We start from the raw sequence: 15,327 nt of genomic DNA on the forward strand, positions 1-15,327 counted from the left end.
TCTATTTTTCTTTTAAAGGATATAGTTCCTGGCTAATAAAATTCTTAGGAAAAGAGTCATCACCTTCAAAGCCTAATTCTATATCCTTTCCGCTATAGGGAATATAATTTGTTTTAAAAATATAATCCCAAATACTAAGTGTTAGTCCGTAGTTAACACCAAACCTAACGTTTTTTGGTAATGTTTTGGCATGATGCCAAATATGCATTTTAGGATTGTTGAGAATATATTTTAAATACCCATAATCCCAGCCCAGATTGGCATGATTTAAATGCCCAATGGCAATAGTGAAAAAGTATACAATAGCTACATCCTGTGAGCTGTAATTTCCAAAAATAGCCATTGGGATATAGAGCAAAGACTTATAAACTACAGGTTCCATCCAGTGATAGCGTAAATGAGCAGCAAAGCCCATTTCTTTTACTGAATGATGTACTTTATGAAAATTCCATAAAAAGGGAACATGATGTAATAAACGATGCGTATTCCATTGTACAAAATCAGAAACCAGAAAAAACAGCAATAGCCCTAACCATTTTGGTAAAGCACCCATATCAAAAATTTGAAGATCTGAAATTGAAAGTCTAATATAATTTAACAGATCATTTAAGAACTCGGCCGCTGTATTGGATAGTGCGATTAAAACAATAAGGTTAAGCAAAAAGAAATTAAAGAACATATAAAAAGTGTCCAGCCAAAAATCTTTTCGGAAGACGGACTGGCCTTTTCGCCAAGGGAAAAGAATTTCCAGTAGCCAAACCAAAAGCGAAATACCAATCAGACCATAAAAATAGTTGTCCCAGTGATTTTGGAATAATATCTCATTTTTTAGATAATTCCAATAATCAGCATAAGCGTTTTTTATAATATCTGAATATTTCTCCAATAAGAATATTACATTATGGATTAACAACAACCTCCACCATCATAATGATAAGTAGATTCGCTAATAAAAATATCATCTCTACCAAGATTAGCTATTGTATCTGCTGTTTTATCACAAATTGCCAGGGGCTGATTTTTAAGTAATACATGTCCTTTCTTGTCATCAAAAAAATCTTCTTCACCATAATAAATAGCTGCTTTTCCTGTAAAAATACATGGTCCATCCTCTGGCATAGGATCTTTAATGGCTGCCACTTCAATAGATTCAATAAATATCAGCTCATCCGTTGGGTAGTTTTTAGGGTCTAAAATCCTGTAAGGTTTTCTTGCCCGAATTTCAATGGTTCCAAAACCAGCATCAGTCAAAGCTTTTACATACTCAGCAATGGGGAGGCTTCCGCTTAGGCATAGGGCACGCAAGCGCTCATCATTACGCAAGGTGTCATTCATAGGTTGCTCACAAGTGGGATCGCTCATGACTAACCGCCCGTGTGGTTTTAAAACACGGTACATTTCGGCAATGGCCTTTTTTAGATCATCGGCTTTAAAAATATTGAACAGGCAATTTTGTGCGGCTACATCTATACTGTTGTCTTCCACTGGTAAATTCATAGCGTCTCCTTTTTTAAGGGCTACAAAGTCACTTTTAAACCAGGGATTTTCATTTTCAGCTTCTTTAAAATTCTTTCTGGAAGCTTCTAACATTTCATCAACTACATCTATTCCAATAACACCATCTTTTTGACGATTGAAATAAGCAAATTGTAATAACTCCATACCTCCGCCAACACCAACATAAAGCATTTTGGGGTTATTAGTTAAATCACGGGCATGCACTGTAGAACCACAACCATAATTCATCTCCTGCATGATTTTTGGAATTTTTAACCCCGGTAATTCCCAAATAGGATTTGTGGTACAGCAAAGTCCAATATCAGGAGTTAATGCGGCTTCTTTATATACATCGTGTGTGGTTTCTAAATAACTGTTCATGGTTTACTTTTTAGGCATTACGAAAGCTGTTTAAGGGTAAAGCAATCTTTTGAATGGATCACTATATGCTAATCGTAATGTATTATAATGTTTTTATTAATTCTTTAAATAGTGTAATCATGTTGGGTTCAGCTTTTACTGCACTGGCAATAATATCTGAAATATCAACAGGCTTTAAGTTATCTGGGTCGCATTCATCTGTTAAAACTGACACTGCTGCGACTTTTAATTTTAAATGATTGGCTACAATAATCTCCGGGACAGTACTCATACCTACGGCATCAGCCCCAATAATTTTGAGCATTCTGTATTCTGCTCTGGTTTCTAATTGCGGGCCAACCACACTAACATAAACCCCTTTATGCAAAGTGATGTTGTTAGCTTTTGCTATAGAAAGAAATTTTGAATTTATCTCCTGATCATAAGGTGCGCTCATATCTGTAAAACGTTCACCTAATTGTTCTACTCCCTGAAATGCCAGTGGCGAACTTCCTTGAAGGTTGATGTGGTCATCAATAAGCATAAGCTCGCCTTTTTTAAAGTTGAGGTTTATAGCTCCTGCTGCATTTGAAACCAATAATGTTTTTATGCCCAGTTTTTCCATAATCCGAACCGGAAAGGTAACATCTTGTGGTGTGTAGCCCTCATATATATGAAAGCGCCCTTGCATGACCACTACTTTTTTGCCTTCTAATTCCCCATAAATGAGTTTACCCTTATGGAATTCAACTGTTGCTGTTGGGAAGTTTGGTATATGGTTATAACTAACTTCTTTAATAATGTTTATTTCGTTAATAAGCTGTCCTAAGCCTGTACCAAGAATGATACCTATTTCAGGGTTATCAAAGCCTTTACCTTGTAAATAATTTACTGTTTCTTCTATGTATTTAGTCATTGAGTTGATGGATTCTTTGCTGTAATTGTTTATTGGATTTATAGAACATTGAGGCTTTTAGATCTTCAAAAGTATCAATGTCATTTAGTGTAGCCAATGTAGCAAAATTTATATTCTTTTGTTCTAATTCTTTCAGGGTTTCTTCTAATAAATGGGATTGGCTCCATGGCTTATTGTCAAAAATAAATCCCTGCATTTTATTGAGTCCAATCAAGTAATAACCACCATCTTCTGCGGGTCCGAAAACGACTTCTTTTTCTTTTAGTTTTTCTAAGCCCTGGTTAATATGAGTAGCATTAATTTCTGGTAAATCTGAACCGATTAAAACAATGTGATTATAACCATCTTCAAAGCCTTCATGAAAAGCATTTTTCATGCGTTCTCCAAGGTTTGAACCTTGCTGTACTCTTTTATATGCATGTTGCCATTTGGTTTCTATTATAGCATCAGAAAAATAAATGCGCAGATCTGCTGAGAGGTTTTTTGTAGCGTTTTCAGTAACTTTAACAAGTTCACTATAAACTTCAAACGCCGCTTGATTACCAATAGTTTTAGCAAGCCTGGTTTTTACTTTACCCAGTTTTATATTTTTTACAAAAACGATAACTAATTCCTTATTCATATACTTTTATACCTTTTTTTAACCATTTGCTCCAGGCTTTTGAAAATGTATGGATTGAATCTGTTGATTTCTCCTGTAAATTTAACACTTCTAAGCCATTGTTTTTCCATTCAAAAATACCACCATATAAATTATATACATTGGTATAACCTGCTTCTTTAAGTTTTTCAGAAATATCTTCAGATCGAATACCTAAAGAGCAATACACTACTATTTTTGACTTTTTATCAGGTAATTTTTCTTTTACATCATCTAAATTAAAAGAATTGTAACCTACACAAATAGCATTTTTTAAATGACTGATATCAAATTCTTTCTGTTCTCTGGAATCCAGAAGAATAACGTCTGTTTTTACTTGTTTTAACTCACTTACAGTAATGTACGGAATACTTTCATTATTATATTGGTCTAATAGTTTTGAAAATTTCTTTTGAGAAAACCCGTAGAGTGTGGTCAATACAGTCAGGCATATAGCTAAATGTTTCATTGTTTTAAAAGTTAAGGGTTACTCCAAATTGCATTTTCCATCTCGAATTTTGATTGTCTACAACCCAGGGGGTATCATCTGTAGTACTATATTGATATAGGGGCTGGTTATTTTCAATACCTTTAAAACGCAATAAGCTAAAGTTTGAATTTACAACATTTGGCACAAAAACTAATCGTCCCCATTTTCGATTTAAAAAGTTAGGAATATTAAAAATATCCATTGAAAAATCAATACTTTTTTTACCCCCTAATTTCTTATTAAAATTTATTTTTCCATCTATACGATGATTCCAGGGGGTTTTAGATCCATTTCGTTCTGCGTATTTACCTCTATTGTCATTTAGATAATCATTGTTTTCTATAAAAGAATTCAATCTGTCCCATTGTTGAGAAGCGGTTTGAATAACATGTCCGTTACTATCAGTAATATCTACCAAGTTTATCTCGGATGCATCTCTTGGGATATAAATTAAATCGTTTCTTGAAGATCCGTCTTGGTTTACATCACCTTGGTAAACAAAAGAGTAGGGGCTTCCTGATGTGCCGTTATATAATAGGGAGATCCCCAGATTATCATTCTTGTTTATAGTAAAGTTATAGGATTGTGTACTGACAATTTTGTGTCTTAAATCAAAGTTTGAAAAAGATAAATCCGGGTTGTTGGAGTTTATAGCCTGGTTCCATTCAAAATTTGCCGCAGGTGAACTTCTAACGGTACTGGAAACATCTTTACTTTGGCCATAAGTATAGCCCAGATACCCGGAATAGTTTATAGAGGATTTAGATAAACCTAAGGTCAAGTTATACCTGTAGCCTTTATCAGAATTGCTCAATAAGAACACGTTGGTAAAGTTTGGGTTGATTTTTATAGCATCACCGGTTTCAAGAAAATAACTTCTGTTATCCGCACCATCAAAATAGCCAATATTGTTTTTTCTGTTGATGGATTTAAAAAAGATACCTTTTATGACTTTGGTATATGAAGCGTCAAAAGCCAAGTTTAGGTTTTTGGGGAGTTTTAGATTGACACCTATATTGGATTTCCATTCTCGCGGTAATTGAAAACCGGTATCTACTAAGTTTATTTCGGCAATAGGGTTTTCTGAGGCCAAATCCTTTATGTTTTTTACAATAGGCTGTTCGCCTTCGGGCCTGAGGTCCACATTGAAATATTCAGTGCCGGAGATATATTCTGCATAAGCAAACCATAAATACGGAAGGCGTCCTGTAAATAACCCGGAGCCCCCTCTAAATTTTAATAGATTGTTATTTGGAAGGCTGTATTCAAAACTAATTCTTGGATTAAAATGAGGTGCTGTTTTTATTTCATTTTTATAACTGGAAAACTCTGGTGTGTTAGCTACTTCGTCACTCAGAGGCAATTTGTCTAACAAAAATTGAGAATCTAATCTCAGGCCAAAACTCAGCGTTAAGTTATCTTGAACTCTAAAGCGATCTTGGGCGTAAAGTCCGGTGACTAAAACATCAACGGTTGCCGATGGTGTTGTTCGAACAAAATCAAAATCGTTATTATCCAGACGATAAACGCCTCTTACCCTTGAAGGACTATCTGCCAGAAAATTATCAACAGAGCTGTATTCCCAACGCCCGTTCCAGGCTGATAAAAATCCATAATCAATATCATTATATTGTGCAATGCCACCAAGAGTAAATGTATGCCTGTTTTTTGTAATGGTGTATCTATTATTAATCTGTAATGTAGATAAGTTTGTATTATAAACAGAAGCTTCTCTGTAAGTACCGGCAAATATTCGGTTTGAAGCATCAGAGACCTGGATATGCGGAAATACCTCGCCGTTAAACTCCCTGTCTTCTTTTCCAATATTATAACCTATACTTAATAAGTTTGTTGCATTATTGTTGAATTTAGAGTTTATTTCTGCAGTTAAGCTATTAGCTATACTATTATGTCTGAATCCTTGATTTCCAAAGTTGAAAATGGACTCGTTCCATTCTAAATTATCAGCATAACTACTTACAAAGTTATTGCGTAAGGTTAATTTTGTTTGGTCTGAAACATTATAGTCTAATCTAAAAAACAGTTTCGTGCTATTTGTTTTCAAAGTAGCATTATTAAAACTACCAGGATTATAATTATAGTCAGAAATTAATTTGTCAGATATGGCAGTTACGGTTTCAAGAGTGATATTTGAAGACGACGAACCGGGTGCATTTAATACCGGATTATTGGAACGTGCTTGTTCAAAATTTATAAAATAGAATAACTTGTCTTTTTTAAAGACGCCACCGGTTGCAGCTCCAAACTGGAAATCATAAAAATTTTCTATATCTTGTTTTTTTCCATCAGCATAGCGCCCCACTAGCCATTCATTATTTCCAAAAAAGTATATTTGGGAGTTCTGCGTATTGGTTCCATTTTTGGTAACTACATCAATATTTGCACCTGTAAAGTTTCCTATGCTCACATCAAAAGGTGTGGTTTTAACAGATAATTGTTTAATACTGCCAAAAGCTATTGGCTGTGTACGAGCCAAGCTACCCGGACTTCCATTTGCTAAAGACCCCGCAGCGCCACTTGATGGTTCTTGAAAACCAATAACATCATTATTGGCAACACCATCAATATTTAAATTATTGAATCTGTTACTGGCTCCTGCAAAAGAGTTCAGATTAGATTCAGGAAGGTTTCTGGTTAAATCCTGTATGCCCCGTGTTATGGTTGGTGTATTTTTTATACGTTGGGATGAAATTATATTGCCTTGGTTTTTAATGTTGTTTTTGGTTGAAGTTACAATAACTTCTTCAAGTATATTATCATCTTGTTTTAAGGCAACATTTAATCTGGTTATTTGTCCTAAATTAATATGTATATTTTCAATGATCTCGGTCTTATAACCAATATAGCTTACCTCAATTTTATATGCATTTCCCGGAGGAATACCATTTACTATGTAATATCCGGATTCTTGAGATACAGATCCAAACCTAAAATTAGTTTCCGTATCTGTAACAATAATGTTGGCAAGCTCTATAGCATCGTTGTTAAACGATATTTTTCCTTCTAGTTTCCCTGTTGTTTCCTGTGAACTTGCAGAAAGTATTGTTAATAGTGTAAATAATAACAGAAGTAATATTCTCATGAAATGTCTTTATAATACTAGCGTTCAAGAATAGTCTTAAGCATTATTAAAATGTATAGACAGCCTCTAAAAATGTTAGATTTTTATGATTTTGGTGATATTGGGTAAACCTTATAAGTTTAATCTTAAATGATTAAAGCGGCTACAGGAGATCCTTTGTTAGGAGGTTGGTTTAATATGAAGTTTTCAATAGAAATATTAAGATTTGAAATGATCTTTTTTTCAATTGAAGTGGTTGAAATCAGAAGCTGCTTTATGGTATTTGAAATACCTCTGAAACTGTGGATTATAGTATTTATATCTGAAGCAGAATCAATATCAGATAATACTTCTAAATAATAAGCTTTTAATTTTTTTGAAGTATGTAATTGAGAGATACTTCTATTTAATTGAGATGTTTGCCAGGGTAACTCTAAAAAAGTTTTGGTATTAAATTGCGACTTCTTAAGCCCCATGATATAAAACCCACCATCAATTGACGGGCCTAATACCATATCATGATTTTGTAAATGATGAGCTGTTTTAAGAATATGATTTGTTGTTAAATGTGGCGTATCATTTCCTATAGTTATAACAGTATCATACCCTTTATTATAAACAGACTGGATTGCATGAGTAAAGCGTTCTCCAAAAGAATTTCCTTTTTGTTGTTTTTCTGAAAACACAACATAAGGAAAGCCAGATTTTTTTGCTATATCCTGTGTTTGCACATTAAGGGCATCAAAGACACGTTTTGAATGTTGAAAAGGCTTTAGGGTAGCTTCTTTTTCAGCAGAATAAGCAAAGATTAATATGGCGGTTTTACAATGCTTCATCTTTTTAGGCTACGACTCCCTGACAACTACTACCTGCGCCTGCAGTGCAGCCATAACAGTGCTGAGAAATAACAATATGTCTTCCTTCTAACAGGTCTTCATTATATTCTGAAATATGCTTTACTTTACTGTTTACAGGTAATTCAAGCATTTGATTAAAGTCACAATCAAATAAATAACCGTCCCAGCTTACAGACAGTGTGTTGGTACACATCACATTTTGTACAGCTGCAGGATTATAGGCTTCAACTAAACTGTACATATAATCTTCATAATTTTCGGAAGCAATCAGGTAATCCAGAAACCTAGAGATTGGTAAATTGGTAATGGCGAATAAGCTATGAAAATGAATGTTGAAGTCCTCTTTTAAAGCGTTTTTAAAATCTTTTTCCATAGCAACCTGATCTCCGGGTAAAAAAGCTCCAGACGGGTTATAGACCAGATCCAGCCTTAAATTGCTATCCGGCATGCCGTAACCTACTGCGTTAAGCATTTTTAGCGCTTCAATTGAGGCGTCAAAAACCCCGTCTCCACGTTGTTTATCTGTTTTGCCTCTGGTCCAATGAGGCATAGAGCTTACCACATGAACATTATGTTTTTTGAAAAACTCCGGTAAATCGTTGTACTTTTTGTTGGCTTTTATAATGGTTAGGTTAGACCGCACAATAAAATCTTTTATACCGGCTTTGGCGGCTTCTTCTACAAACCATCTGAAATTTGGATTCATTTCAGGTGCGCCTCCTGTTAAATCTAAGGTATGAGCTCCGGTATTTTTTATCACCTCCAGGCATTGTTGCATGGTTTCCCGGGTCATAATTTCTTTTCGGTCCGGACCGGCATCTACATGGCAGTGCTCACAAACCTGATTACACATATATCCTACATTTATTTGTAAGATTTCAAGTTTTTTAGCTTTTAAGGGGTATAGGTTTGTTTCAGCAATTTTGCTTTTAAAAGTTGGTAATTCTCCATTTTGGAATATACCATTGGATAGAATTTCAAGCTGCTTGTTGCTATTTGCTAAATCACTTTCTCGTTTATGTAGAGATTTTGTTGCCATTAATAAATTATTGTTCGTTTTTAGATTTTGGATAAATAAGGGACTAAAGTCCGGCCTGATTGCTGAACTTATTTTAGGGTTAAGGTAACCTACCAATAGCTAGGTGGTAGGTGCTCTAATATATTACCCGTCTAGCTTATTTACTTTATTCATCATTTGCACACCATGCACCAGAGTTGCACCACTTTTAATAGCTGCACCAACATGGATAGCTTCCATCATTTCTTCTTTAGTGACACCTCTTTGTAAAGTATCTTTAGTATAAGCATCAATACAATATGGGCATTGTTCAGTATGAGAAACTGCTAAGGCTATAAGTGCTTTTTCGCGTGCGGTTAGGGCGCCTTCTTCAAAAACTTTTCCGTAGTATTCAAAAAATTTATCTCCTAATTCCTGGTTCCACTCACTAATTTTTCCAAACTTTTTTAAGTCGGCCGGATCATAATATGTTTTCTGCATAAAAATATTTTTGTCTAAAGATATAAATCTAAATTATTAAGTCGTGATGTTTAAACAGACTTAACAAAAAATGACAATAATTATTTTTAAAGTATTAGCCGCTCAGAATACTCCGTCTAGATTATCAAAATAGGTTTTAATCTCTAAGGATACTCCTTGAGATCACTATTTTTTGGATTTCGGAAGTACCTTCATAGATCTGAGTGATTTTTGCATCACGCATCAAACGTTCTACATGGTACTCTTTAACAAAACCATTACCGCCATGAATTTGAACAGCTTCAACAGTATGTTTCATGGCTACTTTTGAAGCTTGTAATTTGGCCATGGCGCTTGAAAAATCATAGTTGTTGCCCTGATCTTTATCCCATGCGGCTTTCATCACTAAATGTCTTGCAGTTTCAATATCTGTAGCCATGTCTGCTAATTTAAAAGCAATGGCTTGATGGTTACAGATTTCAGTGCCAAATGCTTTGCGTTCTTTTGAGTATTTTAAAGCCAGTTCATAAGCTCCGGATGCTATACCTAATGCCTGAGCAGCTATACCAATACGTCCGCCGGAAAGTGTTTTCATAGCAAATCTAAAGCCGGAACCATTAACACCTATTCGGTTTTCTTTAGGGATTTTTACGTCATTAAACTGAAGGGTGTGGGTGTCACTACCACGGATACCTAATTTGTCTTCTTTTGGCCCAACATGAAACCCTTCTGCGCCTTTTTCAACAATAAAAGCATTAATACCATGAGAGCCTTTATCTTTATCTGTTTGGGCTATAACTATATAAACATCAGCACGCCCTCCACTAGTAATCCAGTTTTTGGTACCATTTATTATATAGTGATCTCCTTTATCAATAGCTGTTGTTCTTTGAGATGTTGCATCACTTCCTGCTTCGGGTTCACTTAAACAAAAAGCTCCGATGAATTCGCCTGTAGCCAATTTGGTTAAATATTTTTCTTTTTGCTCTTCTGTCCCATAGGTTTCCAACCCATAACAAACCAGAGAATTATTTACTGAGACAATTACAGACGCTGAAGCATCAATTTTTGATAGCTCTTCCATGATAAGAACATATGAAATAGCATCCATCCCACTTCCACCATACTTGGGATCAACCATAATACCCATAAAGCCAAGGTCTCCCATTTTTTTTACAAGGTCATTGGGGAATTGTTGTTTTTCATCACGTTCAATAACTCCAGGTAATAATTCGGTTCTTGCAAAATCGCGAGCTGCATCGCGAATCATGATATGTTCTTCTGAAAGGCTAAAATCCATAATTCGTAATTATAATGTTGATTTGATAAAAAATATTCACAAATATAGCTTTTTAGTGTGAATTTTTCAATAATGATTGTTATTTTTACGACTCTATGGAGAAAAATGAATATCATGTTATTGGGGTGATGTCCGGAACATCTTTAGATGGAATTGACTTGGTACAAGCCAGGTTTACGTATCATGGCCATTGGCATTTTGAGATTCTGAATGCAGAAACAGTTGACTATAACGAGGATTGGCGTAATACTCTGGGGCATTTGCTGTCTTATGAGCCTGAAGTGCTTAAAGAAATTGATGAAGATTATACTAAGTACCTTGCCGGAGTCATCAACCAGTTTATTAAAACGTATAACATTAAAAATATTGATATGGTATGCTCTCATGGGCATACAGCATTACATCAACCGGAAAACAACGTAACCTACCAAATTGGAAATTTACCTGCCCTTTCAAAGTTATTAAACAAAAAAGTGATATGTGATTTTAGAAAACAGGATGTAGAGCTTGGCGGTCAGGGCGCTCCCTTAGTGCCTGTTGGTGATAAGCTGTTGTTTTCTGAATATGATTACTGTGTGAATTTGGGAGGCTTCGCAAACATTTCAATGGATGTTAATGATGTCAGAGTCGCTTATGACATTTGCCCGGTAAATATTGTTTTGAATCATTATGTAAAGCAACTGGGGCTTAATTTTGATGATAAAGGACAAATAGCGAGTACAGGAGTTATTCATACAGACATGCTTAACGCACTAAACGATCTTGATTTTTATAGAGCTAAATATCCAAAATCCTTGGGCCTGGAATGGGTCAAAAACCATGTTCTCCCATTGATAGATACTTATAAACTAGAAGTCAGTGATATTTTAAGAACTTTTATAGAACACATGGCCATTCAAATAGCATCAGAAATAAAAGAAAAAATCAACGCATTAGTTTTAATTACCGGTGGTGGGGTTTATAATACCTTTTTAATAGAGCAATTAAAGCGGCATTCAAATCAAACTATTGTAATACCTTCCAATGAAGTAATTGAGTTTAAAGAAGCTCTTATTTTTGGTTTTTTAGGGGTTCTTAAATTAAGAAATGAAGCTAATTGTTTACAAAGTGTTACAGGGGCGTTAAAAAATCACAGTTCAGGCACAATATTTCTTCCATAAAAACATTCAAAATTAATCTGATAAGATTTTTAGTTTTTTATATTTGTTACTTTAATAATTTAAACCTCTTTTTATTATGACTCAGCTTTAGCTACGCTTAATTACAACATCAAAACATTTAATAGGCTAGGTAAGAATCAATTTTAAAATAGAAATGAAAGAATTATTAAAAAAGTATGAAAATAAAACCCCGGAAATTGTCTTTAATTGGAAAGATTCTGAAACAGAGGCAGAAGGTTGGGTAGTTATAAATTCATTACGTGGAGGTGCTTCAGGTGGTGGAACAAGAATGAGAAAAGGTCTTGATATGAATGAAGTTTTGTCATTAGCCAAAACTATGGAAATAAAATTTACTGTATCTGGCCCCTCAATTGGAGGTGCTAAGTCAGGAATTAATTTTGACCCTAAAGACCTCAGGAAAGAAGGTGTTTTGAAACGCTGGTATGCAGCCGTATCTCCATTGCTAAAAAGCTATTATGGGACCGGTGGTGATATGAATGTAGATGAAACCAATGAGGTTATTCCCATTACAGAACAAAGTGGTGTGTGGCACCCCCAGGAAGGTGTTTTTAACGGACACTTTAAGCCTACTGAAGCAGATAAAATCAATAGAATTGGACAGCTGCGACAAGGCGTTATCAAAGTGATTGAAAATCCGGATTATTCTCCTAATGTTTTAAAAAAATATACTGTAGCAGATATGATTACCGGTTTTGGTGTTGCTGAAGCTGTAAGGCAGTATTATAATATTTACAACGGATCAATTAAAGGAAAGCGAGCTGTAGTACAAGGATTTGGAAATGTTGGTGCTGCCGCAGCGTTTTATTTGGCTCAGATGGGAGCCAAAATAGTGGGAATCATTGATATTTCCGGAGGATTGATCAATGAAAATGGATTTACTTTTGAGGAGATCACCCAATTATTTCTTTCTAAAACAGGAAATACTTTGGTGGCTGATAATTTGGTTCCATTTGAAGACATCAATAAAACAATCTGGTCTTTAAATACAGAAATCTTTGCACCCTGTGCAGCTTCCAGATTGGTTACAATACATCAAATTGATGAAATGATTAGTAATGGGTTGGAAGTTATATCATGTGGTGCTAATGTGCCGTTTGCTGATAAAGAAATTTTCTTTGGCCCCATTATGGAACATACTGACTCCAGGGTGAGTTTAATACCTGATTTTATATCAAATTGCGGAATGGCACGTGTATTTGCTTATTTTATGGAGCGTAAGGTACAAATGACAGACGAAGCTATTTTTAATGACACCTCAAACAGAATCAGGCAGGCTATAGAAAAAGTTTATAATAAAAATAAATCTAAAACGGGAATTAGTGCTACCGCTTATGAAATAGCACTGGAACAACTCATTTAACTCATATGAATTTATGGAAGCAGCAATTATCTTAGTATTCGTTATAGGCTATCTGGCCATAACCTTAGAGCATAGTTTAAAAATTGATAAATTAATACCGGCACTGGTTATGATGGCCATTTGTTGGGCGTTGATTGCTTTTGGACTGGAAACTTTTCCGCAATGGTTTGATTCCGGTAAACATGCTTTAGTAGATGGTTTTGGGTTGTTAGGGCATGACGATAAGATGCATCTTATGGAAGAAACCCTACTGCATCATTTGGGTAAAACTGCTGAAATACTCGTTTTTCTTTTAGGAGCTATGACCATTGTTGAGATCATTGATTATTTTGATGGTTTTGCAACTATTAAAGGCTTTATAAAAACTAAAAAGAAAAGTAAAATACTATGGATTTTTGCTATTCTGGCTTTTATTTTATCAGCCATCATTGATAATCTTACAGCTACAATTGTACTTATTTCTATATTACAGAAAATAGTGAAAGAAAGAAATGTACGTATTTGGTATGCAGGTTTAATAATTATAGCGGCCAATGCAGGAGGTGCATGGTCTCCTATTGGAGATGTTACCACAACAATGCTTTGGATTGGAAATAAAGTTTCTACAGGTAATTTATTTGTGTATTTATTTTTACCATCACTATTGTGTATGATCGTGCCCACTTTAATAGCCACTTTTTTACCGATTTTTAAAGGAGAATTGGATGTTGAAGTAGAAGAAGACAAGCCTAAAAGTAGATTTAGTGCCACCATGTTGTATTTAGGTTTGGGGGCTATAGTATTTGTTCCAATATTTAAAGTAGTGACACATTTACCTCCCTATGTTGGGATGATGCTATCTTTAGGGGTTGTGGCTACGTTTGCCGAAATTTATAGTAGTGCAAAATTTAGTATGACTGAGTATGATTCTGCTGAAAGTGATGCTCATGCACATCATAGTCCGGTACACTATTCGCTATCAAAAATAGAGCTGCCAAGTATACTGTTTTTCTTAGGAATTTTAATGGCAGTTGCAGCTTTAGAATCTTTAGGAACATTATATGGTTTTGCCTTATCGTTAAAAGAAGGTGTTCCAATGATTGGAACCGAATTGGACGGTACCAAAGTATCAGATTTAGTGGTTTTACTACTAGGTGTTGGGTCGGCTGTTATTGACAATGTACCTTTAGTTGCGGCAAGTTTAGGGATGTTTAGCGCCGGCTTAGATGATCAGCTTTGGCATTTTATAGCGTATTCAGCCGGAACCGGTGGTAGTATGTTAATCATAGGTTCAGCGGCCGGGGTTGTAGCTATGGGTATGGAGAAGATTGATTTTTTCTGGTATTTAAAAAAGATTTCCTGGTTGGCGTTAGCCGGGTTTTTAGCCGGTGCCATAGTATTTTTATTTACAAGAGGATTGTTTTAATTATACGTAAACAAAAATAATAGCGTTATACTGTTGCAATAAATTTATAATATTATATGTTAAGTACATTAATACAAGATGCCCAGGAGGGAGCAGAAGTGGTCACAGATGGAGAATCCGTTGAAAAGACACTTTCAATTATTGAGTTGATTAGTAGTGGAGGTTTTGCAGGACAAGTTATTATTGCTGTTCTTTTTTTACTACTGATTGGAGCCATTTATATTTATTTTGAACGCATATTTGCCATAAAGGCTGCATCTAGTGTTGATGCTAATTTTATGAATCAAATTAAGGACTATGTGAGCAACGGTAAAATTGATTCAGCACAAATGTTATGTGCTCAGGTGAATTCACCGGTTTCAAGACTGATAGGAAAGGGAATATCAAGAATAGGTAAGCCCTTGGCCGATATAAATACAGCTATAGAGAACGCCGGGCGTTTAGAAATTTACGGCCTGGAGAAAAACGTAAGTATTTTGGCAACCATTTCCGGTGCAGCACCTATGATAGGGTTTTTAGGAACCGTAATTGGTATGATCTTGGCTATATTTGAGTTGGCTAATGCAGGAGGAACTATTCAAATGGATGTTTTGGCAAGTGGATTATATACCGCAATGACTACTACTGTTGCTGGTTTAATTGTTGGTATTGTAGCGTATATAGCCTATAATCATCTGGTTGTAAAAACAGATAAGGTAGTGTATAAAATGGAAGCCAATTCATTAGAGTTTTTAGACCATTTAAACGAGCCAACTTAAGGCT

General features: G+C 35.0%; 14 protein-coding genes. 4 read left to right on the forward strand and 10 right to left on the reverse strand.

The window, feature by feature from the left end:
- Window position 1: 1 nt before the first annotated feature.
- The 10 genes from VOI54_RS07295 to VOI54_RS07340 all read right to left on the reverse strand — a co-directional run bounded on the left by VOI54_RS07295 (window position 2) and on the right by VOI54_RS07340 (window position 10,619).
- The gene (locus VOI54_RS07295) at window positions 2-886 is read right to left on the reverse strand and encodes a sterol desaturase family protein (RefSeq protein ID WP_326282068.1); all 885 of its coding nucleotides are present in this window, start codon (window positions 884-886) and stop codon (window positions 2-4) included.
- A gap of 20 nt (window positions 887-906) precedes the next feature.
- Window positions 907-1,878, reverse strand: coding sequence for an arsenosugar biosynthesis arsenite methyltransferase ArsM (gene arsM / locus VOI54_RS07300; protein ID WP_326282069.1), 972 nt, complete (start codon window positions 1,876-1,878; stop codon window positions 907-909).
- 82 nt (window positions 1,879-1,960) lie between these two features.
- On the reverse strand, window positions 1,961-2,773 hold the full coding sequence (locus VOI54_RS07305; protein WP_326282071.1) for a purine-nucleoside phosphorylase: 813 nt from the start codon (window positions 2,771-2,773) through the stop codon (window positions 1,961-1,963).
- Entirely contained in the window at window positions 2,766-3,395 is a 630-nt protein-coding gene (locus tag VOI54_RS07310) for a TIGR04282 family arsenosugar biosynthesis glycosyltransferase (RefSeq protein WP_326282072.1), read from the reverse strand. The genes VOI54_RS07305 and VOI54_RS07310 overlap by 8 nt, the downstream gene beginning before the upstream one ends.
- Entirely contained in the window at window positions 3,388-3,882 is a 495-nt protein-coding gene (locus VOI54_RS07315) for a rhodanese-like domain-containing protein (RefSeq protein WP_326282073.1), read from the reverse strand. The genes VOI54_RS07310 and VOI54_RS07315 overlap by 8 nt, the downstream gene beginning before the upstream one ends.
- A gap of 4 nt (window positions 3,883-3,886) precedes the next feature.
- Complete coding sequence (locus VOI54_RS07320; protein WP_326282074.1) at window positions 3,887-7,006, reverse strand: TonB-dependent receptor; 3,120 nt, start codon at window positions 7,004-7,006, stop codon at window positions 3,887-3,889.
- A gap of 125 nt (window positions 7,007-7,131) precedes the next feature.
- Window positions 7,132-7,821 (reverse strand): DUF2064 domain-containing protein, encoded by a 690-nt coding sequence (locus VOI54_RS07325; protein ID WP_326282075.1) that lies wholly within the window; start codon window positions 7,819-7,821, stop codon window positions 7,132-7,134.
- Between the two features lie 4 nt (window positions 7,822-7,825).
- Window positions 7,826-8,881, reverse strand: a complete 1,056-nt coding sequence (gene arsS, locus VOI54_RS07330) for an arsenosugar biosynthesis radical SAM (seleno)protein ArsS (protein ID WP_326282077.1) — start codon at window positions 8,879-8,881, stop codon at window positions 7,826-7,828.
- 123 nt (window positions 8,882-9,004) lie between these two features.
- Window positions 9,005-9,340: an arsenosugar biosynthesis-associated peroxidase-like protein gene (locus VOI54_RS07335; protein WP_326282078.1), complete on the reverse strand. Its 336-nt coding sequence runs from the start codon at window positions 9,338-9,340 to the stop codon at window positions 9,005-9,007.
- A 136-nt stretch (window positions 9,341-9,476) separates the two neighbouring features.
- The gene (locus tag VOI54_RS07340; RefSeq protein WP_326282079.1) at window positions 9,477-10,619 is read right to left on the reverse strand and encodes an acyl-CoA dehydrogenase; all 1,143 of its coding nucleotides are present in this window, start codon (window positions 10,617-10,619) and stop codon (window positions 9,477-9,479) included.
- 95 nt (window positions 10,620-10,714) lie between these two features.
- Here VOI54_RS07340 and VOI54_RS07345 point away from each other — a divergent pair, with 95 nt between their 5' ends.
- From VOI54_RS07345 to VOI54_RS07360, 4 genes are all read left to right on the forward strand, one after another.
- A complete protein-coding gene (locus VOI54_RS07345) occupies window positions 10,715-11,779 on the forward strand; it encodes an anhydro-N-acetylmuramic acid kinase (protein WP_326282080.1) in 1,065 nt (354 codons plus the stop codon).
- A 154-nt stretch (window positions 11,780-11,933) separates the two neighbouring features.
- Window positions 11,934-13,160: a Glu/Leu/Phe/Val dehydrogenase dimerization domain-containing protein gene (locus VOI54_RS07350; RefSeq protein WP_326282081.1), complete on the forward strand. Its 1,227-nt coding sequence runs from the start codon at window positions 11,934-11,936 to the stop codon at window positions 13,158-13,160.
- A gap of 13 nt (window positions 13,161-13,173) precedes the next feature.
- Window positions 13,174-14,565: a sodium:proton antiporter NhaD gene (nhaD, locus tag VOI54_RS07355; protein WP_326282082.1), complete on the forward strand. Its 1,392-nt coding sequence runs from the start codon at window positions 13,174-13,176 to the stop codon at window positions 14,563-14,565.
- 56 nt (window positions 14,566-14,621) lie between these two features.
- Complete coding sequence (locus VOI54_RS07360; RefSeq protein ID WP_326282083.1) at window positions 14,622-15,323, forward strand: MotA/TolQ/ExbB proton channel family protein; 702 nt, start codon at window positions 14,622-14,624, stop codon at window positions 15,321-15,323.
- The last annotated feature ends 4 nt before the right edge of the window (window positions 15,324-15,327 follow it).

It is taken from the genome of Alterotamlana spongicola (genome assembly GCF_035818475.1).
GTDB lineage: Bacteria > Bacteroidota > Bacteroidia > Flavobacteriales > Flavobacteriaceae > Cognatitamlana.